The sequence below is a fragment of the Oxalobacteraceae bacterium OTU3CINTB1 genome (genome assembly GCA_024123955.1).
In the GTDB taxonomy this organism is placed as follows: domain Bacteria; phylum Pseudomonadota; class Gammaproteobacteria; order Burkholderiales; family Burkholderiaceae_D; genus Rugamonas.
The window spans coordinates 2,715,066-2,739,342 of the sequence record CP099652.1 but is presented as its reverse complement, the minus strand read 5'-3'; the positions used below and the strand labels follow the sequence as shown (position 1 = coordinate 2,739,342).

Here is a 24,277-nt window from a genome sequence, read left to right as displayed (position 1 = left end):
CCAACGCACCACCCGCTCCGGGTTTGCGCAGACTATCCTGCCCGACCCGGAACGGGATCATTAACTACACTACCGTATACAAGGGAATGACATGTCAACAGAAAAGTCAAAAATCATCTACACACTGACTGACGAGGCGCCATTGCTGGCGACGTATTCCCTGCTACCGATTATCAAAAAGTTCACCGCGCCGGCCGGCGTCGACGTTATCGCCAAAGATATTTCCGTCGCCGCCCGCGTGCTGGCCGAATTCCCGGAATTCCTGACCGAAGAACAAAAAGTGCCCAACACCCTGGCCGAACTGGGCGCCCTGACGCTCAAGCCGGAAGCCAACATCATCAAGCTGCCGAACATCTCGGCCTCGGTGGCCCAGTTGCAGGCCGCCATCCGCGAACTGCAGGAAAAGGGCTACGCCCTGCCCGACTTCCCGGAAGACCCGAAAACCGACGAGGAAAAAGCCCTCAAGGCGCGCTACAGCAAGTGCACCGGCTCGGCCGTGAACCCGGTTCTGCGCGAAGGCAACTCCGACCGCCGCGCGCCCAAGGCGGTCAAGGAATACGCCCGCAAGCACCCGCACTCGATGGGCGAATGGAGCCAGGCATCGCGCACCCACGTCTCGCACATGCACGGCGGCGACTTCTACGACGGTGAAAAGTCGATCACCCTGGACAAGGCCCGCAACGTCAAGATGGAACTGATCACCGCCTCGGGCAAGGCCATCGTGCTCAAGCCGAAGGTCGCGCTGCAGGCCGGCGAGATCATCGACTCCATGTTCATGAGCAAAAAGGCCCTGCTGGCGTTCTACGAGAAGGAAATCGACGACGCCTACAAGACCGGCGTGATGTTCTCGCTGCACGTCAAGGCGACGATGATGAAGGTGTCGCACCCGATCGTGTTCGGCCACTGCGTGCGCATCTTCTACAAGGACGCGTTCGAAAAGCACGCCAAGCTGTTCGAGGAACTGGGCGTGAACGTCAACAACGGCATGGTCAACCTGTACGACAAGATCGACAAGCTCCCTTCGTCGCAGAAGGAAGAGATCATGAAGGACCTGCACGCCTGCCTGGAGCACCGTCCCAAGTTGGCCATGGTCGATTCGGCCAAGGGCATCACCAACTTCCATTCGCCCAACGACGTCATCGTCGACGCCTCGATGCCGGCCATGATCCGCATCGGCGGCAAGATGTGGGGCGCCGACGGCCGCACCGCCGACGTCAAGGCGGTCATGCCGGAGTCGACCTTCGCCCGCATCTACCAGGAGATGATCAACTTCTGCAAATGGCACGGCAACTTCGACCCGACCACCATGGGCACGGTGCCCAACGTCGGCCTGATGGCCCAACAGGCCGAGGAATACGGCTCGCACGACAAGACGTTTGAAGTGGCCGAAGGCGGCATCGCCAACATCACCGACCTCGACACGGGCGAAGTGCTGCTGACCCAGACCGTGGAAGCGGGCGACATCTGGCGCATGTGCCAGGTCAAGGACGCGCCGATCCGCGACTGGGTCAAGCTGGCCGTCACGCGCGCCCGCCAGTCCGGCATGCCGGCCGTGTTCTGGCTCGACACCTACCGTCCGCATGAAGCCGAAGTGATCAAAAAGGTCCAGCTCTACCTCAAGGACCACGACACCAGCGGCCTGGACATCCACATCATGTCGCAGACCCGCGCCATGCGCTACACCTTGGAACGCGTCTCGCGCGGCCTCGACACGATCTCGGTGACCGGCAACATCCTGCGCGACTACCTGACCGACCTGTTCCCGATCCTGGAACTGGGCACCAGCGCCAAGATGCTGTCGATCGTGCCGCTGATGGCCGGTGGCGGCATGTACGAGACCGGCGCCGGCGGTTCGGCGCCCAAGCACGTCAAGCAGCTGGTCGAGGAAAACCACCTGCGTTGGGATTCGCTGGGCGAATTCCTGGCGCTGGCGGTCTCGCTCGAAGAGCTGGGCATCAAGGAAGGCAACGCCAAGGCCAAGATCCTGGCGCAGACGTTGGACGTGGCGACCGGCAAGCTGCTCGACAACAGCAAATCGCCATCGTCGCGCACCGGCGAGCTGGACAATCGCGGCAGCCACTTCTACCTGTCGCTGTACTGGGCCCAGGCCCTGGCCGCCCAGACCGACGACGCCGAACTGCAAGCGCACTTCGCGCCGCTGGCCAAGGCGCTGGCCGAGAACGAAGGCAAGATCGTGGGCGAGTTGAAGGATGTGCAGGGCAAGCCGGCCGAGATCGGCGGCTACTACTATCCGGACCCGGCCAAGACCGAAGCGATCATGCGTCCTAGCGCCAGCTTCAACGCGGCGCTGGACAGCATCTGACGATCGGCTTGTGAATGACGCGGCGCCTGGCGCCGCGCCGTTACAGCAAAAAGGGAAGCCCATGGGCTTCCCTTTTTTATGCCGGCGCTCCCTCGCCCGCTCTAAAGCTCCGACTATGCCAACTACAGCTGGGACAGCGCACGCGGCGAGCCGCGCAAGGCGATCGGATCGGTCAGCTACCGCTGGTAGCCGAGCCGGGGACGACCGTCAGCGCACCGACGAATACGCGGTCGGCTCCAGGAACGAGTTATCGATGCGCTCGACGATGATGCCATCGGCCTCCGACGCGGTGCGCGCGGCCAACCATTCCGGATCGGTGGCGAAGGCGTTCCACTTTGTTTCGCGCTCGGCCAGGCTTTCCCACTTCAGCAAGTAGGTCAAGGTCTGGTTGCTGGGGCCGACGACAGTGGTGAAGAAGCCGGCCTGTTCGATGCCGTGCTTCAGAAATAGCGGCAGGGTCACGTGCGAAAATCGCTTGTGCAAAGCCGGCAGGCGGCCGGCGGCGCAGTGGTAGACCCGTAATTCGTAAATCATTCGTTATATCCTCTCGGTATTAGGGAATGGATGTGATGTCGCCGCCAATACGGCGTCCACATAGTCATTGCAGTATAACCATCATTGCCACAAGCAGACTCTACAACACACTCGCCGGAGTTGACAGCGAGAGCCTTCGCGGACACACTTTATTCATGCATCCCTCCCCGCTTCCAGGCCTCGCCCGATTGCCCGCACTACGCAACCGGGGCTGGCTGGCATGGGTGCTGCTGTGTTTGGCTGTAGCGCCGGCCCCGGCCGCCGTTGGCGCCCCCACCGAGCACCTGGTGATCGACTACGTGGTCTCCAATACGCCGCAGCGCACCACCTGGGTCGGCATCATCGATGCGTTCGCCGCCGCCAATCCGGACATCCAGATCATCCACCAAGGCTATCCGCAAGAGGAATACAAACGCGGCTTCACGGCCCGCCTGCGCGCCGGGCGGGCCGACCTGGCGTTCTGGTACGCGGGCGAGCGCCTCGGCGACGCCGCCAGGAACAAGCTGCTGTCCCCGCTCGACGCCGACCTGGTCGCGCTGCTGAAGAGAAAGAAATTCTCGCCCGCCACCCTCGACGGCACGCGCATCGACGGCGCCGTCTACGGTTTTCCGCTGTACTACTACGTGTGGGGCTTCGTCTACCACAAGCCGCTGTTCGAGCGTCTGGGGCTGCGCCCGCCGGCCACGTGGGCCGAGTTCCTGCGGACCTGCGAACGCTTGAAGGCGGCGGGCGTGACGCCGCTGGCGGTCGGCGCCAGGAGCGGCTGGCCGGCGGCCGGCTGGTTCGACTACCTGAACCTGCGCATCAACGGCATCGAGTTCCATCGCAAGCTGGTGCGCGGCGACGCCCGCTTCGACAGTCCGCAGGTGCGGCAGGTGTTCGATGTCTGGGGCGGCCTGCTGCGCAAGGGGTATTTTCTCGACGCGACAATGGAACAGGAGCCGGAGCGCGTCATGCCCAATGTGTACCGCGACCGCGTCGGCATGATGCTATCGGGCAGCTTCGTCGCCTCCAGGTTCCCCGCCGCGATCGCGGCCGACATGGGCTTTTTCGGCTTCCCAAACTATTCGCCGGGCATGCCCACCTACGAAGAGGCGCCGATCGATGTGCTGGTGCTGCCGGCGCGGGGCTTGAATCCGCGCGCGCGCAACCGCTTCCTCGCTTTCCTGGCCGAGACCGGCGCCATGCGCAAGATTGCCGTGGCCGACCAGACGCTGTCGGCGCAGGTGGCCGCCGATCCGCGCCCGATCTGGCTGGGCGACGCGCCAAGCCGCGTGTGGCGCGCCGCCGCCGGACTGACTTACTTCTTCGACCGCGACGCCAAGGCCGAACTGGTCGGTCCGGCGTACGAGGGCCTGCGCCGCTTCCTGAAGCCGCCGCACGACACCGATCAAGCGGTGCGTTACATCGACGAGGCGATCGCAGAGGCGGGCGAGCCTAAAAAACCGCCTTGAACGGCGCATGCGCCACTGTCGAAATTCGGAGATTTTTATAACGAAATCGGCAATCACCACTTTTTCGGGCACGCTCCCGGCGCCCCGTGATAGATTCGTTTTTTTCCAAAAAAGGAGACGAAACGATATGAAAAACCTGTTCACCAAAAGCGCCCTGCTCGGTGCCGTGTTCGCGCTGAGCTGCGCGGCGTCGGCGGCCGACGCCGGTCCCTGGAAATCGCTCTTCAACGGCAAGGACCTGAACGGCTGGAGCACCTACGTCAGCATGCAGCCGACCACCGACGGCATGAAGACGCCGACTTCGGTGCGCGGGGTGGACAACGACCCGCGCCGCGTGTTTTCCGTGGTCGACGGCATGCTGCGCGTGTCCGGCGAGGAATGGGGCAGCGTCTCGACCTTGGACGAGTACGAAAACTTTCACCTGAAATTCGAATTTAAATGGGGCGTCAAGAAGTGGCCGCCGCGCGAGAACGTGATGCGCGACAGCGGCCTGCTGTACTACGCCGTCGGCAAGGAAGGCGCGCAGGACGGACACTGGATGCGCAGCCACGAGTTCCAGCTGCAGGAAGGCGACTGCGCCGACTACCACAGCCTCGATGGCGTGACGGTCGACGCCCATGTCGGCGACGCCAACCAGGGCGACTGGAAATTCTACCGTTACGAGCCGTCCCTGCCGCTGCGCAAAGACATCAAGGCGCGCATCCTGAAGAAAGGCAATTTCGAAAAGCCGAGCGGCGAATGGAACACGATGGAAGTCATCGCCGACGGCAAGACGCTGGTCCACATCGTCAACGGCCACGAGGTGCTGCGCATGACCAATTCGCGTCAGCTGGTGGACGGCAAATTGATTCCGCTCACGCGCGGCAAATTCTCGATCCAGTCCGAAGGCGCCGAGGCGTTTTTCAAGGATATCCAGGTACGGAAGTTGGGCGCGCCCGTTCCCCCACCAGCGCCGGATAAAAAACCCGGCTGATCCCGCGGATCGCTAGCTGATCTTCAGCGCGCTGGCGTAGGCCAGTGCCGGGCGGTCCGCCGGGAACGTCACCTGAAGTCCCTCGGCGGTCTGGCGGAACGCCAGCGCCACGCCGCTGCCGAGCAACTCCACGCGCTTGACCGGCCGCGCCAGGTGCGGTCCGCCGCTGGCCATGGCCTGGATCGCCAGCTTGCCCGCCTCCGGCCATCCCATGAGGAAGGCGTACACGCTCTCGCCCTTGGCCGTGAATCGGATGTCGGCGGCCGAGAACGGCTTGCCCTTGCCCTCGTTGAAGCCCGCGCCCGACATCGGCGCGCCGGCGTCCGCCGCCACCGGTCCCTCGCCGAAGATCGCCCATGGCCGGGTATCGTAGATGCCCTCGCCGTTGACGGCGATCCAGCGGCCGATCTCCTCGACGATGGCGCGCTCCTGCTCGTCGATGGTGCCGTTGCCGCGCACCGGTACGCTCAGCAGCAGGTTGCCGTTTTTGCTGACCACGTCGATCAGCGTATGCACCACCGTTTGCGCGCTCTTGTAGGCCTTGTTGTCGTACACGCGCCGGTCGTAATGCCAGTTGCCGATGCAGGTGCAGGTTTGCCACGGCAACGCTTCAATCTTGTTGCTCTGGCCGCGTTCAATGTCGAGCACCATGCTGCGGCGCTGCTGGGCATTGAGGATTTTGCCGTTGACCACGGCCTCCAGCTTGCCCTTGCGCGCGATGCTGCGGTTGTACATGTGCGCCGCCAGGCGCAGGCCGGCGTCGCTGAACGGCCATAGCGGCAGCACGGTATCGTCGTAGTACACCAGGTCCGGATCGTAGTTGTCGATCAGCTCGCGCGTGCGGTTGAAGAACTTGTCGTTGTAGGCCTGGTCGGGAATCGACGCGCCGCCGCCCCAGTGCCACTGTTCGTGCTGCACGCCGCCGTCGCCGCCCGACTTGCTGAGCGCGTGGTTCTGCGCGTACAGCGCCTGCGGGTCGAGCCCCTCCCACCACTTGCCCTTGCCGTCGGCGCGGGTCAGCTTGCCGTCGTAGGGGACGCCGGCGTACTGGCCGTTCTTGTCGGCGCCCTGCGCCGTCTCGTACCAGGCCCACGCGTGCGCCGCGTGCACGCTGACGCCGAAGCGCAGGCCGTTGGCGCGCGCGGCCTTGCTCCAGCCGCCGATCAAGTCCTTGCGCGGGCCCATTGCGGTGGAATTCCACTGCGGCTGGTAGCTGCTTTTGTACAGGTCGAAATTATCGTGGTGGTTGGCCAGCGCCACGAAGTACTTCGCGCCGGCGCGCTTGTACAAGGCCACCAGTTCGTCCGGGTTCCATTGCTCGGCCTTCCACTGGTGGATGATGTCCTTGAAGCCGAACTTGGACGGGTGGCCGTACTTGCGCACGTGGTAGCGGTAGGGATCACTGCCCTCCTCGTACATGATGCGGCCGTACCAGTCGCCGAACTCCGGCTCGCACTGCGGGCCCCAATGGGCCCAGATGCCGAACTTGGCGTTGCGGAACCAGTCCGGAGTCTGGTACTTCTCCAGCGAATTCCAGTCCGGCGAAAACGGGCCGGCGGCGATGGCGCCCGGCGGCGTTGTCGTCAGCGCGTCGGCGGCGCGCGCCACGCCGGACAAGGCCACCGCCGGAATGGCCGCGCCCATGTGCTTCAACAAATCCCTACGCTTCATCGTGTCTCCTCCGGTTGTATTTTTATGGGTGTATCTCTATGCGCGCTGCGCCAGCACGGCGCGCAAATAATCTTCATGGCGGGGCATGGCCGCAACGGTAGCGGCGATGCCGGCGCGCCGTTGGCGCAGTCCCAGCAACGCCGCCTCGGGCGCCACCTCGCGCAGCGCCGGGTCGGCATGCTCTGGCCAGTGCCCCATGCCGGCATGGATCGCCAGCCAGCTGGTGGCGTCGAAGCCCTCGTCGCCGTACTGGTGCAGCGCGCCGGTCTGGCGCCACGCGTGGATCTTGAACGCCAGCGTGTCGGGCAGCTCCATCGTCGCCATTGTGCGCCACAGCGCGCTGTCGCGACGGGCCGTCAGGCGGTAGTGCAGGATGATGAAGTCGCGCACGCGCTCGAACTGGCGCACCATGCCGGTGTTGTAGCCGGCCAGAGCGCGCGCGTCTGGCACCGTGCACGGCAGCAGCGCTTCGATCAGCCGTCCCAGGCCGCTCTGCACCAGGAAAATACTGGTCGATTCCAACGGCTCCAGGAAGCCGGAAGATAAGCCCAGCGCCACCACGTTATGCACCCAGAAGCGCGCGCGGTGGCCGGTGGTGAAGCGCAGCAGGCGCGGTTCGGCCAGCGCCGGCGCGTCCATTTGCGCCAGCAACTGCGACAGCGCCCGCTCCTCGTCGATATGGCGGCTGGCGAATACATGGCCATGTCCGGTGCGGTTGCTCAGCGGGATGCGCCACGCCCAGCCGCCTTCCAGCGCCGTCGCGCGCGTGTACGGCGCCAGCGCGGTGCCGCTGCGCTCGGTCGGACACGCCCAGGCCCGGTCGACCGGCAGCCAGTGGCTGAAATCGACGAAGGGTTCTTCCAGGGTGCGGCCCAGCAGCAGCGAGGCGAAGCCGGAGCAGTCGATGAACAGGTCGCCCTCGACCACCCGGCCGTCGGCCAGCCGCAACCGGCTGACACCGCCGTCGGCGCGGCGCTCCACGTCGACGATGCGGCCCTCGGTGCGGCGCACGCCCTTGCGCAGCGCCATCGTGCGCAGGAAGCCGGCGTACAGCACGGCGTCGAAGTGGTAGGCGTAGTTGAAGAATTGCCCCTGTTCGGGCGGCACGTGGAAGCGCCCCTCGCGGGCCATCACGCTGGGCAGGCATTGCTCGCCCAGCGCGCCGAGGCCGGCGTCGCCCAGGCGCCGGTGCTGGCCCCACAGGGACTGCGGACCGGCCAGCGCGCCGAAATCGCCGAAGGTATGGAAATAGCGCTCGCCCTGCATCCGCCAGTCGCAAAACTCGATGCCCAGCTTGTAGGTGCCATTGGTGGCGCGCAAGAACTCGGCCTCGTCGATGCCGAGGATCTTGTGGAAGGCGCGGATGGAAGGAAAAGTCGCCTCGCCGACGCCGATGATGCCGATTTCCTCCGACTCGACCAACTCCACCGCGCTGCCCGGCAGCGCGGTGGCCAGTGCCGTGGCCGCCATCCAGCCGGCCGCGCCGCCGCCGACCACCACGATGCGCCGATAGGCGCTCTTGTATGCCGCATCCATGCCCTACCCCTTGCAATCGGTGACTGAAAAAGTACATTGTGCAAGCAAGCGTAGCATGCGGCAATTACCAAAACCGCGAACAGGGGGAACGATATCCACCAAAGCCATTAACGTTATTAACGCCATCGAAGCCTCAGGCCGCCTCCATGCTCTCGCCGAGTACGCGGTCGCGGTAGGCGCGCGGCGTGCAGCCCAGCTCCCGCTTGAATACCAGGTGCATGTATTGGGTGGAGGTGAAGCCGCAGACCAGCGCGACGTCGGCGATGCTGCGCTCGCCGCCTTCCAGCCCGGCCTTGGCCGCGTCGAGCTTGAAGCGCAGAATCATGTCGTGCACGCTGCAGCCCAGCTCCTCGCGGAAGTACGCTTCCAGCGACGAGCGCGACACGCCCACGTGTTCGGCCACCTGCTGGGTCTTGATGCCCTGGCAACCGTATTGGCGGATGAAGTGGCAGGCCCGCATCACCTGTGGATGCCTGATCCGCTGGTGCTCGCTGGAGGCGAGGATGTTGATGCCGGCCGGCGCCACCTGGATGCGGGTGTCCGGCAGGCGCACGCCGTGCAGCATCTGGTCCAGCAGGTGGGCGGCGGTCCGGCCCATTTCCTGCGCGCCCTGGATCACCGAGCTGAGCGGTATCCGGGTGAGCATGCGCACCATCGGGTCGTTGTCGATGCCGATCAGCGCCACTTGTTCCGGCACCTCGATGCCGGCGATGATGCAGGCTTGCAATAGCTGGCGCGCGCGCGCGTCGGTGACGGCGATGATGCCGACCGGTTTGGGCAGGCTGCGCAGCCAGTCGATCTGCAGGCGCATCGACTCTTCCCAGGACGAGGCGCAGGTCTCGCTGCCATGAAAGATCTCGGCTTCCATCCGGTCTTGCCGCATCAGGCTGAGGAAGGCGTTTTCGCGCTCCTGCGCCCAGCGGTTCTCCTTGGTCTTGGGCAGGCTGAACATGGCGAAGCGGGAAAGGCCGACGTCGATCAGGTGGTCGCGCGCCATCTTAATCAGCTTGTAATTGTCGGTTGCAACGTAGGGAACACCGACGGGATAGTCGGCCGGGTTGGCGTAGGAGCCGCCGACGCCGACGACAGGCACGCTGCAGTGCGACAAGGCCTCGGCCACGGCGGGATCGTCGAAATCGGCGATGATGCCGTCGCCCTGCCAGCGTTCTATGCCGGACAGGCGCAGCCGGAAATCTTCTTCCAGGAACAAGTCCCAGGCCGCCCGCGTGCTGCCCAGGTAGGCGGCAATACCGGCGGTTACTTCTCGATCGAAACTCTTATTCGCATTAAACAGCAAGGCAATCCGACGTACTTTCGCAGTCATGGTCTTTGTCTCCGGTTTATAGATTTTATCCGGGCGCTTTATGGCAGCGCCTCGGTCAATAAATCCTTCGCTGCCCCCGGCGCGAAGCCGTGGCGAAGTGAGTCCAGCATATAGCCGGCCCCGGAGCGCGGTTAACGACCGTAAAAGGATTACTAATACGGTGCAAAAAGTACGAGAAGTTCTGCAAGAAGTGCTAGAACGGGCTGTTTAGCGGCGTATCGGGCCTCCCCAGCAGCTTAAGTAGGAAAAAAAAGGGGGCGGCCGAAGCCGCCCCTAAAGTGCCTTTGGAGAGGCAGACAAACACAAACGGGTTTGATGACACATTGTGGAATCAGCGCCGCCATGCAGCAATTGCAATATTCGTCAATGCGGAACATGAAATTGCGCAGCGCCCGCGTTCCGACAAATCATTGCGCCCGCCGGTGAATTTTGTAATTGCGCACCAGGCCCGTCCATGGCCCAATAGGCGCGCGCCCGCCTTGTTAGCGCGTTGAGCGCCATCGATAAAACAAATCAGGAAGACACCGAATGCTGAAACGTACCCTCCTCTGCTGCGCGCTGTCGTGCGTGCTCGCGGCCGCGCCGCACGCGCCGGCCGCCGCGCAGGCCACGCCGCCCGAATTCCCCACCGTGCTGTACGGCGCCGCCTACTACCACGAGTACATGCCCTACGAGCGGCTGGAAAAGGACGTGGCGATGATGAAGGCCGCCGGCTTCAACGTGGTGCGCCTGGGCGAATCGACGTGGAGCCTGTGGGAGCCGGAGGACGGCCGCTTCGAGTACGCGTGGATGGACCGCGTCATCGACGCCATGACCAAAGCCGGGATCAAGGTCATCATGGGCACGCCGACCTATTCGATTCCGGCCTGGATGGCCAAGCAGAACCCGGAAATCCTGGCCCGCAAGTTGAACGGCGCGCAAAACACCTACGGCATGCGCCAGAACATGAACACCGACTCGGCGGCCTACCGCTTCTACGCCGAGCGCCTGATCCGCAAAATCGCCACCCGCTACAAGGACAATCCGAACGTCATCGGCTGGCAGGTGGACAATGAAACCGGCACCTACGGCGCCGCCAACGACGACGTCTTCGTCCGCTTCCAGCACTACCTCGAAAAGAAATTCGGCACGCCGGAAGCGCTCAGCAAGGCCTGGTTCCTGAACTACTGGGGCCAGGACCTGCACAGCTGGGTGGACCTGCCGCGCCCGGACGGCGCCCAGAGCACCGGCTACAAGCTCGAATGGTCGCGCTGGGGCCAGATGCGCGTGACCGACTTCCTGCAATGGCAGACCGCGCTGATCCGCGAATGCGCCTCGCCGCGCCAGTTCGTCACCCACGATTTCGCCGGCTCCATGCACGGCGACGTCAACGAGGTGGCGGTGTCGCGCAAGCTCGACATGCCGGCCGTGAACGTCTACAACTGGGGCCCGCGCGAGTACTACAACGGCGCCGGCCAAACCCTCGACGCCGACTTCACGCGCTCGCTCAAGCGCGGCAATTTCCTGGTGACCGAGACCAACGCGCAAACGACCGACTGGAGCTCGTCGTTCCAGTATCCACCGTATGACGGCCAGTTCCGCCAGGATGTCTACACCCACCTGTCCAACGGCGCCAACATGGTCGAGTACTGGCACTGGGCGTCGGTCCACGCCAACCAGGAAACGTACTGGAAAGGCGTGCTGTCGCACGACCTGGAACCGAACCGCGCCTACGCCGAGATGCGCCGCACCGGGCAGGAGCTGAAAAAGATCGGCGCGCGCCTGGTCAACATGAAGATCAGGAACGACGTCGCCATCCTGTGGAGCCGCGACTCGCTCAACGCCCTCAACGACATGCCCTTCGCCAAGGAATCGCAATGGGGCGGCGGCGGTACCAAGGCCGATTATGGTTCTCTGGTGCGCCAGCTGCATCGCCAGCTGTACGACATGAATGTCGGCACCGACTTCGTGTTCGACGATACCGAGGATTTCTCGTCCTACAAACTGCTGGTGGTGCCGTCGCTGTATGTGGCCGACGACGCGCTGCTCAAGCGCATCTCCGACTACATCCGCAAGGGCGGCCACGTCGTGATGACCTTCAAGAGCGGCTTTGTCAACGAGAACGCGGCGGTGCGCTGGACCATGGCGCCGGGCCCGCTGCGCGAGGCGCTCGGCTTCCATTACCAGGAATTCTCCAACCTGGCGCAGCCGCTGGCTTTGAAGGGCGACCCGTTCCAGGCGGGCGCCGACAACCAGGTCAAGCACTGGGCCGAATTCCTGCAACTGGACACGGCCAAGGCGCTGGCCTGGTACGACCATGCCTTCTTCGGCCGCTGGCCGGCCATCACGTCCAACCGGTTCGGCGCGGGCAAGGTGGTGTATGAAGGCACCTATCTGTCGGACAAGCTGCAAAAGGCGGTGCTGCAATCGTCGCTGCGGGAGCTGGGCATGCTGGGACCGGACCAGCAGTTGCCGCCAGGGGTGCAAACCCGCAGCGGCACCAACGCCTTCAAGCGGGCGGTGCACTACTACTTCAACTACAGCGGCGCCGAGGTCAGCTTCAACTACCCGCGCAAGGCCGGCACCGAGCTGCTGGCGACACGGCGCGTGGCAGCCGGCGAAAAGCTGACATTGGCACCGTGGGAAGTGGCCATCGTCGAAGAAGACGGCAAGTAATCACCCGCCGGCCTTCTGTTCGGGGCGGCCGGCTTGCGGCGTGCCGGCGGGCGTCGTGTCTTGTTGGGTGGACATGGCACGGAAGGCTTTCGGCGTGCAGCCGTATTCCTCCTTGAACAACCGGTTGAAGTAGGAGACGTTGCCGTAGCCGACCGAGTAGGCGATTTCCGCCACCGCCGCGCTGTTTTGCTCGGCCAGCAGTCTGGCCGCCTCCGTCAGCCGCAGCTTGTTCAGGTAGCTGGTGAAGGTCATGCCCAGTTCGGCCTTCAGCAATTCGTTGACCTTGTTGCGGTTGGCGCCGGTTCCGGCCACCACGCCTTCGAGGTCCAACCCCTGGTCGGCATAGTTGGTGGCGATGAAGCGCAATACCGATGCCTTCTCCTTGTCCTTGAACGGCTCCAGGGTCAACTGGCGGTAGGCGACCAGCGGCAAATCCTTTTGTATCTGGGTATCCCGGTTGGCGATCAGCGCACGCGCCTGGCCGCGGAAAAACCAGACGGCGAAGCCCAGCCAGCTGGCCAGGGTGAGCACCGCCAGCGCGATCAAATAGCGGTAATCGCGGCCGTGCAAGGTGACCTCGCTCACCTCAAAGTAGGAATCGACGTTGCGGCGACTGAAGGGAGCGGTCCCGAAAGCGAGTTTCGACACGCCGTCCAGCGTATAGCCCTGCTCCGACAAGTCCAGTTTCATCTGCTCGAACCACCACTGCGGCATCGTGAAGCGGGTCATGTCCAGCGACACCGGCACGCCCTGCCCGTTGCACGAGAAATAGCTGCCGGGCGAACGGTAGGTCTCGGGCTTGCCCACCGTCGACACCTTGGCGTCATAGGTGGAAATGACCAACGACATCGTATTGGCCGGCGAGCATTTGGCCAGGAAACTGATGGTGGTGTATTTCGACCAGTCCATATGGGCGGGCTTGCCGTTCTTGTCGTCCAGCGCCAGCTCGGTGGAGACGTAGGGGAATAGCGCCTTGTCGGTCAGTTTGAAGTCGAAGCGCATGCGCTCGCGCGACGGCGCCGGCATGCGCACCGACGAGCTTCCCGCCGTCGCCTGGTCCGAGTAGGTGCGGTAATGCCAGCGGGCGTCGTCCTGCTTCCCCGGCAACAGCGACAAGGTCGGATAGCTCCGATAAACGAAAAAGCCCGCCAGCAGGGCGTCGGCAGCCACCAGCAGCAGGAGCGCGATCAGCGCCCTCTTGTAGAAATCGTGCATTGCGATATGTCTCTGGTCTCTTAAAGCTACACCTCTAGGCGGGTGTGCGCTCGCATCATAGCAGTTCAGTCCGCCAGCACGGCGACTGTGGAACACAGTGGCGCATTTCCGCCACAACGGTCCCCGTATGCCCAACGCGACCGGGACGGGTGCCGCAGTGGTTCATCGGGTAAAATTAACGCGCTGGCAATAAATCGTCCGCCTTCCCTTCACCATTTTCCGATGAGCCGCCCATGAAAATATCCACCACCCTGCCCGCCTGGGCCATCGCCGGACCCGTGGTCGGCTGGCTGGCACTGGCCGGCAAGGCGCTCGGCGCCCAGGAGCTGCTGGGCGGCGCCTATCTGGTGGTGCTGGCCATCGGCCTGTTCTGGGGCGTGCTGGCTGCGGTGTTCCACGCCGAGGTGGTGGCGCACAAGATCGGCGAGCCCTACGGCACCCTGGTGCTGGCGGTGGCGGTGACCGCGATCGAGGTGGCGCTGATCGTGTCGCTGATGATCGCCGGCGGCGCCGAGACCACCGGCCTGGCGCGCGACACCGTGTTCGCCGCCGTCATGCTGATCCTCAACGGCATGGTGGGCATCTGCCTGCTGGCCGGCGGCAGCCGCCATGGCGAGCAAACCTTCACGTTGAGCGGCGTGTCGGCGGCGCTGACCACGCTGGCGGCGATCTCGGTGCTGACGATGGTGCTGCCGAACTACACCACCACCACGCCGGGACCGTTCTACAGCGGCAGCCAGCTGATTTTCATCGCCGTGGTTTCGCTGGTGTTGTATGGCACGTTCGTGTTCGTGCAGACGGTGCGCCACCGCGATTACTTCCTGCCCGCCAGCGGCGGCGCGGACGACCACGCGGCGGTGCCGCCGGCCAGGCTGGCCTGGTGGAGCGGCGCGCTGCTGCTGGTGTGCCTGGGCGGGGTGGTGCTGCTGGCCAAATCGCTGTCGCCGGCGCTGGAGGCGGCGGTGGTGAAGATGGGCGCGCCCAAGGCCCTGGTCGGCATCATCATCGCGGCCGTGGTGCTGCTGCCGGAAGGCATTGCCGCCTATCAGGCGGCGCGCGCCAACCGCCTGCAAACCAGTTTGAACCTGGCGCTCGGCTCGGCGCTGGCCAGCATCGGCCTGACCATTCCGGCGGTGGCGATCGTGTCGCTGGTCAACGGCTGGACCCTGACCCTGGGCATCGACGTCAAGTCGACCGTGTTGCTGCTGTTGTCGATCATCGTCACCTCGCTGTCGCTGGGCAGCGGCCGCACCACCATCATGCAGGGCACGGTGCTGCTGATGATCTTCGCGGTGTATTTGTTCGTGACGGTGGTGCCCTAGGCGTCACTTGCCCGGCGGCGCCCAGTTCTCGTACTTGCGGCCGATCCGTTCCATCGTGCCGTCGCGCCACATCTCGGCGGCGGCGGCGTTGAGCCGCTCGATCAGGGCGTCCGGCACCGAGTTGTTGCACGCCAAATAGACCTGTACCCTGTGAAACGATAGCAGCGGCGCCACCTCTGACCCGGTCAGCCCGCGCGGCCCCTTGGTGCCGTTGCGCACGCTGACCGCCCACAGGTCGATACGACGCATTAAGAGTTTTTGCGCGTTCAACATGTCTTCGTTGACCGGCTCGACGGTGAACCCGCGACTACGCAGGAACTCATCCCGCGCGTCGCCGTTGGCGGTGCCGATGCGCAGCCGGCGCGCGTCCTCCAGGGTTTTCAACGCGAACCCGGAATCGACGCGGCCCCACAGCTGCCATTCGGCAAAGTCGGTCGCGCCGACCCATTTGAACAACGGCTCCCGCTCCGGCGTGCGCGTCGTTGAATAAACACAGGCGTAATCGTTGGTCAGGGCGTTGACGTAAGCCCGTTTCCATGGCAAAAGTTCAAGCTTGTATGCGGTGCCGGTGCGCGCCATCAGCTCGCGTATCTTGTCGGTTTCCCGGCCCGTCATCACGCCGTCCACCACCATGCTCGATGGCGGCATGCGTTCGGTGGCGATGCGCAGCGTCACCGCCGGCGTGGCGGTTGCTGTGGCCGCTTCCTGTTTGACAGCGATGGCGGGATTAGCCGTGGCCAAAATGATCATGCAAAGTGCCGCTCGAATCCTCATGCCGTCTATCGCCCTGTTTTTTCCCCTTCCCCTATAACGGCAAGTTTTGGAATAACTGAAATGCGGGCTCAGGCCTCGACGTCGGAGATGCGGTCGCGTCCCGAGGATTTGGCCTGGTACAGGCGGCGGTCGACCCGGTCGAGGAAGACGTCGGCATCGTCCCCCGCGCCAGGCACGATGGTGCCGACGCCCATGCTGACGGTGACCACGCGGCCGACGCCGGAGCGGGCATGCGGCAGCTCCTTCTGCGCCAGCAGCTTGCGGCAGCGCTCGGCCACATTGCGGGCCGACGCGGCGTCGGTGGCCGGCAGCAGCAGCACGAACTCCTCGCCGCCGAAGCGCGCGCACAGGTCGCGCGAACGCGAGGCGCCGGCGTCGAGCGCGCCGGCCACGCGGCGCAGGCACTCGTCGCCTTGCACGTGGCCGTAGTGGTCGTTGTACTGTTTGAAATAGTCGATATCGACCACCACCACCGACAAGGGCTCGCCGGTCGCGCGCGCCTTGGCCCACTCTACCGGGTACAGGGTGTCGAACATGCGGCGGTTGGCGACGTTGGTCAGGCTGTCGCGGTAGGACAGCACTTCCAGCTCGCGCTGCAGTTGCACGATCTTGTCCTCGGCCTGCTTGCGCTCGGTGATATCGAACATGAAGCCGACCAGCGAATCGACGCTGCCATCCTCGCGCCGCACCACGTGCACCACGTCGCGGATCCAGACGTAACCGCCGTCGCTGGTCAGGGCGCGATAGTCTGCCTCGTGGTCAACGCCCTTCTGCGACTGGGCGATGCAGAAATCGACGGTCTTTTGCCGGTCCTCCTCATGGATGCGCTCGATCCAGTCGTTGGCCGAAAGCCAGCTGGACTGGCTCCAGCCGAGCAGCGCCTCGATCTGCGGGCCGATATAGCTAAAGCTCATCGTGGCCCAGTCGATGCGCCAGGGAATGGCGCGGGTCGATTCAAGCAAGGTGCGATAGACGCCGTGATCGGCGGGGGCGGCCGAATCGGCGCCGGGAAGAGTCAATTTCATGATTGAAGGAAGTTAGCGAACACAGCGCATTGTGCCCGCAAAACAGCTCATGGGGCAACGCTACCGAAAGAGAACGCAATTTCAGGCGTGGTGGTTCATGTACGGATGCGCGCGCAGCGAAGCGGCCAGCAGGTCGATGAAGTGGCGCACCTTCGACGAGCCCAGCGTGCCATGCCGGTGCAGGATGTGCACCGGCCACGGCGCCTCCTCGTAATCGGCCAGGATGATGCGCAGGCGCCCCTCGGCCAGGCCAGAGGCCACCTGGTAGCACAGCAGCCGGGAGATGCCCAGGCCGGCGAGCACCGCTTCGATCGCGGCGTCGTTGCTGGTGACGGTCAGGCGCGGCTTCATCCGCACCGTGGTCGGCTCGCCGGCGCCGCCGAACTTCCATTCCACGCCGGGCGACACGCCGGCCGCCGCGATCACGGTATGGCGCTGCAGCTCGCCCGGATGGTCCGGCACGCCATGCCTGGCCAGATACTCCGGCGAGGCGCACAGCACGCGCCGTACCTGGCCGACGCGCAAAGCCTTCAGGCTCGAATCGGGCAGCGGGCCGATCTTCACGGCCACGTCGATGCCCTCGTCGACGAAGTTGACGTTCTGGTCGAGGAAATGGGCCAGCACCTCGACCTCCGGATAGCGCTTGAGGAACTCGACCACGCAGGGCACGACGAAGGACTTGCCGTACAAGACCGACGCCGTGACCGACAGGCGCCCCTTGGGCGCGGCGTTGACGCCGGCGGCGGCCCGCCCCGCCTCCTCGATGCTGGCGAGGATCTCGCGGCTGTTGTCGAGGTAGCGCTGCCCGGCTTCCGTCAGGCGCACGTTGCGCGTGGTGCGCAGCAATAGCGTCACGCCCAGGCGCGCCTCGAGCGCGGAGACGGCGCGCGTGACCGCCGCCGGCGACAGCGCGAGCCGCCGCGAGGCGCCGGAAAAACTCTCTTGTTCGCCCACCGCGACAAACACGCGCATGAGATGTATCTGGTCCATTGCCAAGGCCGTCCCCGTTGAAAGTCGTCGTAGTAGCGTAGTAGCGTAGTAGCGACCAGCTTGCCTGATTTTCCTCCGGTCGGGATGGCGCACCGCGCAGATGGCGCCGGATTACCCCCCTGAAATGGGGGGCCACGACGGCGCCGGCACCATCGGGCCGGCGCAGGGCAGCGTGGCCGGCCTCACAGGCCGAGGATGCCCCGCTCGAGCGCGATCATCACCGCGTGGGCGCGGTCGCGCGCCTGCAGCTTGAGCAGGATGTTGCTCATGTAGCCCTTGACGGTTTCGCTCGAGATACCCAGCGTCTCGGCGATGGCCGCGTTGGTGTTGCCGCGCGCGACAAGCTTGAGCACGTCCACCTCGCGCGCCGTGACGACCGTGCCGTTGCGGGTATGGGTCATCGCCGATTCGAGCGACGGCGGGATGCTGCGGCCGCCCGCATGGATGTGGCGCACCGTCTCGAGCAGGCTTTTGCGCACCGCGCTCTTGAAGACGTAGCCGACCGCACCGGACATGATGGCGCGCGCCGCGTGGCAGTCGCCCTCGAGCGTGGTGAGCGCGACGATGCGCGCGGCGGGGAACTCGGCGCGGATGGCGGCGATGGCCTCGACACCGCCCATGTCGGGCATTTGCAGGTCCATCAAGGTGACGGCCGGACGCAGGGCCCGGTGCAGCGCGATCGCTTCGGCGCCGCTGGCGGCCTGGCCGACCAGATACAGGTCAGGCTCGGTGGCGATGACGCTGGCGATGCCCTGCTGGAACAGCGGGTGGTCATCGACGCTCAGGATCGTGATCGGCAGCGGCTTGAAGGCGCTCATAAAAACCGTCGGCAAGTGGGAGCGCCCATTCTGACACAAGCGCGCCGTTACCGGTAGGCCAGCGCCGCCGGCAGCGACACCTCGACGGTGGCGCCGGCGCCGGGCGCGCTCTCGAGCCGCAGCGCGCCGCCGATGCGCGCGGCGCGCTCGGCCATGCCCGTCAGGCCCCAATGGCGCCCGTCCTGCGCGGCCGGCGGCGCACCCGGCGCGACGTCGAAGCCCTTGCCCTGGTCGCGGATGGCCAGCGTAAAGGCGGCCGCGCCGTAAGACAGCTCGGCGGCCAAGGTGGCGCTGCCGGAATGGCGCAGCGCGTTGGCGATCGCCTCCTTGGCGATGGCGTACAGCTCGTCCTGGGCGTCGGCCCGCAGCGCGCGCTGCTCGCCGCGCTCATGCAGCGAGAAAGCCACGCCGCGCTCGTCGCACGCTGCGCCGCCGGCGGTCGCCAGCGCCGGCGCCAGATCGTCGCGGCAGGCATGGTGGACGCGCAGGTCCAGCAACTGGTCGCGCCCCTCGTCGAGGACGGCGTCGGCGGCGTCGAGGGCGGCGTCGATGCGCGCATGCGCCGCATCGTCCTTCGGCAGTGCGTTCTTGATGCTGTGGAAGCGCAGGATCAGGCCTTGCACGCTTTGCAGGAAGGTGTCGTGCAGGGTGCGGGCGATGCGCTCGCGCTCCTCGAGCTGCGCGCGCATGCGTTCGACCGCGCGCGCCGTCAGGCTGTCCAGCCGGCGCCGGTGCAGCAGATACGCGCCGGCAGCCAGCAGCGCGCCGCACGCCAGCTTGAACCAGAAGGTCTGGTAGAACGCCGGCGCGATGCTGAACGCCAAGCTGGCCGGCGCGGCGCTCCAGAGACCATCCTCGTTGGCGGCCATCACCTCGAACCGGTAATCACCCGGACCGAGGTTGGTGTAGAAGGCCTGGCGCAGCGCGCCGGCGTCGCGCCAGGCGTGGTCCTGTCCGACCAGCCGGGTGCGAAAGCGCGCCCGTTCCGGAATCGACAACACCGCGGCGGTGAAGTCGATGCGCAGGTTGTGCGTGTGCCTCGGCAGGCCAAGGCCGCGGGCGGCGCGGTAGCGTTGCGTGTCGGCGGTGAGCGCGGTGATCAGCGGCGTCGGCGCCACCGGGTTGCGGGCGATGCGGCGCGGATCGACCACGCCAACGCTGCCGGAGGTGGCGTACCACAGGCGGCCGTCGCCGGCTTCGACCAGGCTGTCGAGCGGCAGCATCTGGGCCGGCACGCCCTCGTGGCCGTCCAGATGGTCGAAACGTTCGGCGGCGACCCGGCCGGTTTTACCACCTTCACCGTCCGATGCCGTCGCGGCGGCCAGGTCGGCGGCGCCGATCCGGACCAAGCCATCGAGCCCGTGCAGCCACAGATCGCCCGCCGCCGTCTGCACGATGCCGGAGACGCCGGCGAACGGCCGGCCGCTGCTGTCGTCGAGCGCGACGAAGCGCCCATTGTGGAAGCGGGCGAGGCCTTGGTCGCCGCCGACCCACAGCGTGCCCCGGCGGCTGAACATAGCCAGCACGTTGCCGACCCCCAGGCCGTCTGCAGCGCCGAAGCGCCGGATTTTTCCCTGGTCGAGCATCGCCATGGCATTGCCGGCGTAGCCGAGCCAGAGCCGTCCCCGGGGGTCGGTGTGCAGGGAGGTGGCGTCGCGCCCGGTCAGCCCGGCGTGGCCGCCGCCGGCCCGCCAGACACCGTCCTTGAAAGTGTGCACGCCGCGCCGCATGATCGACACCCACAACCGGCCGTCTGCGGCGATCGCCAGCGCCTGCACCGGCTGCTGGATCAAGGCCGGCGGCAGCGCCCAGCGCCGCACCACCCCATTGCGCCGGCTCCACAGCGCGTGGACGTTGCCGAACCAGAGCGTGCCATCGGCGGCGAGCACGCCGGCGGTGGCCGACTCCATCGTGCTGGCGATGCGGCGCCCGTCGGCCGCGATGGCGAAGGTCGGCGGCGAGAGCGCGTTCAACGACGAGTGGCTGTTGATCCAGACCTCGCCGTCGGCGCCGGCGGTGATGCTGAAATCGGTGCTGCCGGCCGGCATATCCTGCACCGACAACCGGGTTTCCCGTATGCGATCGACGCCGTTCTCCGTCATGAACCAGAGATTGCCCTGGCGGTCGTCGAACGGGCCGGTGAACACGCGCCTGGCGCTAAAACCGTTGGGCGCCGGCAGCCGTTTCTTCAACGCGAAGTCCGGCGTGTAGACCCGCATGCCGTCGCCGGGGCCGATCCACCACGCGTTGCGGCGGTCCTGGTGCACGCTGTAGGGCATGACGCCGACATCGGGCAAAACCAGCGGCGCGGAAGTCTCCGACACCGGGTCGAAAATGCGTGGCTGCACGCCGAAGCGGAACACCCTCACCCTGCCGTCGGGCAGTAGTTGGCTCGGCTGCATGCTGCCGAAGCCGTCGACCTGGCGGAATCGGTGGGTGCCGGGGATCTGGCGATACAAGCCATCGAGATGCGTGACGAGCAGTCCACCGTCGGGCAGGACGTTGAAGGTCGGCTGGTCGCCTGGCGGCACGCCGTCGGCCGGCGACACCCGGCGCCAGCGCATGCCGTCAAGCCGGTAGATGCCGGCGGGACTGGAAAACCAGCGCGTGCCGTCGCCGCTCTGGGCGATTTGCAGGATGGCGCTCGGCGGCACACCCTCCGCTTCGCCGTAGTGCCGCGCCGCCCCATGCTCGAACACGGAAATGCCTCCGTGCGCGTAGCCCACCCACAACGCGTCGCCGGACAAGGCCAGCGAGCGCACGTTGGGCGACAGCAGCTTATTGCCGGCGAAATCGTCGAGCCGTTCGAAGCGCACGCCGTCAAAACGGAACAGGCCGTCCGACGCGCCGAACCACAGCATGCCGGCGCGGTCCTGCACCATCGCCATGGCGTCGGACGGCGCGCCGTCCTGCTTGGTCCAGGCTTTGTGCGACAGGTTGGTGCGCCAGAACGGCGGCGGCTCGGCGGCGGCCGTCGTGGCCGTCGTGGCCGTCGTCGTGGCCAATGTCGTGGCCATCGTCGTGGCCGTGACCGCAAAGACCGCCGCCGCCCACAGGGCGCGATGCCGGCGCGCGGATGGCGGGCCGGCCAAGGGAGCGGGCGACGGGAAACTCATACTGGCGGCATACTTAGTAACCAAAAAGCAACAGATTACAGCATAGCCCGTCTAAGCTCAATGCCCCCCGTCACGACGCAGCGTCGGGTCGTGATTATGGGCCGATAGCGACAATCTGGTTCAGCGCATCGCAAGCCTCAAGAAATATGCTTTCCGGCGCCTGTTTCATCGGATGTGCTTTACCTCCCCGGCTTTTCCAGTCGAATGACTTCGGCTGGTGCGCGAGAATATAGCTGACAACTCCGGTCGCGCCGACAAATCGTATCGCAAACGGATTGGCGTCGTTGTAGGCGGCAGTAGTCACCGGCAGTCCGATGACAATGCCGGTACGCTCGTTGAATGCCTTGGGGGAAAGCACAAGCAGCGGATGGAAATCCTTCATTTCGCGGCCTGCTTGGGGATTACAATCGATCCAGATGATATCGCGCCGCTCTGGCGACCAGATCTTCCTGGCCACCATCACATCTCCTCGATACCCAGAGGCCGCGTTTCCATCACTTCGCCACCGTGGATGGCCGGATCGAATAATGCAAGTTTCTGGGCCAGCGATAACTTCGGCTGCCCCACGGCCCGGACCGTAACGCCGGCCTCATCGAGCACCATCTCGACCGGCTGACCCACCGAAAAATGCGCTGATCGCGCGATCGCCGCCGGAATGCGCACTGCCAGGCTATTGCCCCATTGTTGAATAGTCAGATTAATTGGCTTGGCCATCACATCCTCCGTCTGTATCTACAAGTATATACGCGACCGGACCCGTGTCAACGTATCGCAAGACAGGTGCTTGCATGTCGGCACCGCGATGGCTGGACCGGCGCTACCGCACCGGGACGGCCGTCGCCCACGGGCTTGAAATGAGCAGCAGTGCCGAGGTTATCGCGGCACACAGCTTGATGCGCCGATGGGCGGGCGCTTACGGTCCTTGCCGCTTGACGCCCTGAACGGGTTGGTTGTCGATATGTCTCCTTACAGTTAGAAATGCTGAGTTCCCTCGATCATTTTTCTTCATTGTTATCGATAATAATTTACGGTAAAAAAAGGCTGATCTAGTGCCGAAATATCCATCGACGACAAAGTTATCGATAACAATTTTGGGCGTTGAGAGATGCCGAATTGATGTAGGGAACAGCAAATGTAACACGAGACGCTCAATTTGCTGCATCAAACAAACAACAGCCGCGTTTACGGCAACAGACCGGCCACGCGGTAAGCCGCCAGGGTGCTGTCGAAGACCGACACGTCGTCGCAGCCACGCGCCACCAGCTGCGCGCCTTCAATCGCGGAGAAGACCGCGAACGCGCGGCCCTTCACCGCCTCGGCGTCCATGCGCGGATGCCCCACCGCCAGCACACTCGCCAGCCAGCCGACGATCTGCTCGGTGAAGCGCTCGACTTCCGCCCTTACCTCCGGCGCCAGGCCGGGCCGCTCTGCCGCCAGCACGCCCGCCATGCACATGCGGTTTTCGCGCAGCAGTGTTTCGCGAAACACGTCGGCGTATTTGTCCAGGCAGGTTTTCCAGTCCAGTCCCTGCTGTTGCAGGCCGGTCAGGTACTCCATGAACTCCTCGGTGTACTGGCGCGCCAATGCGGCGCCCAGATCCCCCTTGGTCGGGAAATAGTAATGGATGCTGGAACTCTTGACGCCGACCGCCTCCGCCAGGTCGCGAAAGCTCAGCGCGCTGTAGCCCCGCGCCTGCACCATCAGCCTTGCCGCCATCATCACTTCCTGTTTTTTATCGCTTGCCATACCTGATCCTGGAAAAGTTTCGCTTGACGCGACAAAACTGCCGGCGCTATTATCTACCTATCGATAGATAGACAACTCCGGAAGGCGTCTCTGTCGTTCATTTTACTCTATCTACCGAAAGGTAGACTCACAGAAAGCTGAATATGAAAATCTATGACACCCCCGGCTTCCCCAATCCGGCCCGCATCCGCATCGTGCTCGCCGAAAAAGGCATCGACCAGCTGTTCACCTTCATTCCGGTGGACCTGATTGCGGCAGAGCACAAGCAACCGCCCTTCCTTGCCAAGAATCCAAACGGCGTGGTGCCGGTGCTGGAGCTGGACGACGGCACCCACATTGCCGAATGCGTGGCGATCACCGAGTACCTTGACAACCTCGATGGCAACCCGGTCCTGACCGGCAAGACGCCCCGTGAAAAAGCCATGGTCCACATGATGCAGAAACGCGCGGACGACTGGATGATCGATGGCATCGGCGGCTACTTCCACTACGCCACGCCGGGCCTGGGCGCCACGCTGGAGGCCCACAAGAGTCCCGACTGGGCCGGCCGCAAGGAATGGGGCGGGCGCCAACTGGAGAAATTCAAGACCGGCATGCGCTATTTCGACGGCGTCCTGGCCAAGACGCCCTATCTGGCCGGCGCGCAATTCTCGATGGCCGACATCACCGTGTACTGCGCGCTGCTGCACGCGGCCTTCGTCGGCATCACGGTCACGGACGAGTACCCGGCGCTGAAAGCCTGGCAAGCGACGGTGGCGGAGCGTCCGAGCGTGAAAAACCGCAGCGGACAATAAAAAAAAG

Annotated in this window: 19 protein-coding genes; 6 read left to right on the top strand and 13 right to left on the bottom strand. The window is 65.0% G+C overall.

Annotated elements, in window-relative coordinates; genetic code table 11:
- Nucleotides 1-91 precede the first annotated feature (91 nt).
- The gene (locus NHH73_12020; GenBank protein ID USX28949.1) at nucleotides 92-2,323 is read left to right on the top strand and encodes an NADP-dependent isocitrate dehydrogenase; all 2,232 of its coding nucleotides are present in this window, start codon (nucleotides 92-94) and stop codon (nucleotides 2,321-2,323) included.
- A 207-nt stretch (nucleotides 2,324-2,530) separates the two neighbouring features.
- Here the strand turns inward: NHH73_12020 and NHH73_12015 are convergent, their stop codons facing one another.
- Complete coding sequence (locus tag NHH73_12015; GenBank protein ID USX28948.1) at nucleotides 2,531-2,857, bottom strand: NIPSNAP family protein; 327 nt, start codon at nucleotides 2,855-2,857, stop codon at nucleotides 2,531-2,533.
- 188 nt (nucleotides 2,858-3,045) lie between these two features.
- On the opposite strand from NHH73_12015, the gene NHH73_12010 reads away from it, so the two are divergent.
- Nucleotides 3,046-4,311 (top strand): extracellular solute-binding protein, encoded by a 1,266-nt coding sequence (locus tag NHH73_12010; GenBank protein ID USX28947.1) that lies wholly within the window; start codon nucleotides 3,046-3,048, stop codon nucleotides 4,309-4,311.
- Nucleotides 4,312-4,438: 127 nt separating this feature from the next.
- Nucleotides 4,439-5,284: a DUF1080 domain-containing protein gene (locus NHH73_12005; protein USX28946.1), complete on the top strand. Its 846-nt coding sequence runs from the start codon at nucleotides 4,439-4,441 to the stop codon at nucleotides 5,282-5,284.
- Nucleotides 5,285-5,296: 12 nt separating this feature from the next.
- Here NHH73_12005 and NHH73_12000 read toward each other — a convergent pair whose 3' ends face one another.
- From NHH73_12000 to NHH73_11990, 3 genes are all read right to left on the bottom strand, one after another.
- Nucleotides 5,297-6,955, bottom strand: coding sequence for an alpha-L-fucosidase (locus NHH73_12000; GenBank protein USX28945.1), 1,659 nt, complete (start codon nucleotides 6,953-6,955; stop codon nucleotides 5,297-5,299).
- A 36-nt stretch (nucleotides 6,956-6,991) separates the two neighbouring features.
- A complete protein-coding gene (locus NHH73_11995) occupies nucleotides 6,992-8,491 on the bottom strand; it encodes a tryptophan 7-halogenase (protein ID USX28944.1) in 1,500 nt (499 codons plus the stop codon).
- Between the two features lie 133 nt (nucleotides 8,492-8,624).
- The gene (locus tag NHH73_11990) at nucleotides 8,625-9,815 is read right to left on the bottom strand and encodes a DNA-binding transcriptional regulator (GenBank protein USX28943.1); all 1,191 of its coding nucleotides are present in this window, start codon (nucleotides 9,813-9,815) and stop codon (nucleotides 8,625-8,627) included.
- A 528-nt stretch (nucleotides 9,816-10,343) separates the two neighbouring features.
- Between NHH73_11990 and NHH73_11985 the strand changes: the two genes are divergently transcribed.
- Nucleotides 10,344-12,470, top strand: a complete 2,127-nt coding sequence (locus tag NHH73_11985) for a beta-galactosidase (protein ID USX28942.1) — start codon at nucleotides 10,344-10,346, stop codon at nucleotides 12,468-12,470.
- On the opposite strand, the gene NHH73_11980 is transcribed toward NHH73_11985, so the two are convergent.
- Complete coding sequence (locus NHH73_11980) at nucleotides 12,471-13,685, bottom strand: AraC family transcriptional regulator (protein USX28941.1); 1,215 nt, start codon at nucleotides 13,683-13,685, stop codon at nucleotides 12,471-12,473.
- Nucleotides 13,686-13,918: 233 nt separating this feature from the next.
- Between NHH73_11980 and NHH73_11975 the strand changes: the two genes are divergently transcribed.
- Entirely contained in the window at nucleotides 13,919-15,007 is a 1,089-nt protein-coding gene (locus NHH73_11975; protein ID USX28940.1) for an ionic transporter y4hA, read from the top strand.
- A gap of 3 nt (nucleotides 15,008-15,010) precedes the next feature.
- Here the strand turns inward: NHH73_11975 and NHH73_11970 are convergent, their stop codons facing one another.
- The 8 genes from NHH73_11970 to NHH73_11935 form a co-directional block, all read right to left on the bottom strand.
- Nucleotides 15,011-15,757 carry an ABC transporter substrate-binding protein gene (locus NHH73_11970; GenBank protein USX28939.1) on the bottom strand — a complete coding sequence of 249 codons (747 nt, stop codon included), beginning with the start codon at nucleotides 15,755-15,757 and terminating at the stop codon, nucleotides 15,011-15,013.
- A 92-nt stretch (nucleotides 15,758-15,849) separates the two neighbouring features.
- Nucleotides 15,850-16,806, bottom strand: a complete 957-nt coding sequence (locus tag NHH73_11965) for a sensor domain-containing diguanylate cyclase (GenBank protein ID USX28938.1) — start codon at nucleotides 16,804-16,806, stop codon at nucleotides 15,850-15,852.
- Between the two features lie 81 nt (nucleotides 16,807-16,887).
- Entirely contained in the window at nucleotides 16,888-17,796 is a 909-nt protein-coding gene (locus NHH73_11960) for a LysR family transcriptional regulator (protein ID USX28937.1), read from the bottom strand.
- 182 nt (nucleotides 17,797-17,978) lie between these two features.
- Nucleotides 17,979-18,614, bottom strand: coding sequence for a response regulator transcription factor (locus tag NHH73_11955; protein ID USX28936.1), 636 nt, complete (start codon nucleotides 18,612-18,614; stop codon nucleotides 17,979-17,981).
- Nucleotides 18,615-18,661: 47 nt separating this feature from the next.
- Nucleotides 18,662-21,631, bottom strand: coding sequence for a histidine kinase (locus NHH73_11950; GenBank protein USX28935.1), 2,970 nt, complete (start codon nucleotides 21,629-21,631; stop codon nucleotides 18,662-18,664).
- A 193-nt stretch (nucleotides 21,632-21,824) separates the two neighbouring features.
- Nucleotides 21,825-22,187, bottom strand: a complete 363-nt coding sequence (locus NHH73_11945) for a type II toxin-antitoxin system PemK/MazF family toxin (GenBank protein USX29616.1) — start codon at nucleotides 22,185-22,187, stop codon at nucleotides 21,825-21,827.
- A 2-nt stretch (nucleotides 22,188-22,189) separates the two neighbouring features.
- Nucleotides 22,190-22,444 carry an AbrB/MazE/SpoVT family DNA-binding domain-containing protein gene (locus NHH73_11940; protein ID USX28934.1) on the bottom strand — a complete coding sequence of 85 codons (255 nt, stop codon included), beginning with the start codon at nucleotides 22,442-22,444 and terminating at the stop codon, nucleotides 22,190-22,192.
- A gap of 468 nt (nucleotides 22,445-22,912) precedes the next feature.
- On the bottom strand, nucleotides 22,913-23,476 hold the full coding sequence (locus NHH73_11935; protein USX28933.1) for a TetR/AcrR family transcriptional regulator: 564 nt from the start codon (nucleotides 23,474-23,476) through the stop codon (nucleotides 22,913-22,915).
- Nucleotides 23,477-23,619: 143 nt separating this feature from the next.
- Between NHH73_11935 and NHH73_11930 the strand changes: the two genes are divergently transcribed.
- Nucleotides 23,620-24,270 (top strand): glutathione S-transferase family protein, encoded by a 651-nt coding sequence (locus tag NHH73_11930; protein ID USX28932.1) that lies wholly within the window; start codon nucleotides 23,620-23,622, stop codon nucleotides 24,268-24,270.
- Nucleotides 24,271-24,277: the final 7 nt, after the last annotated feature.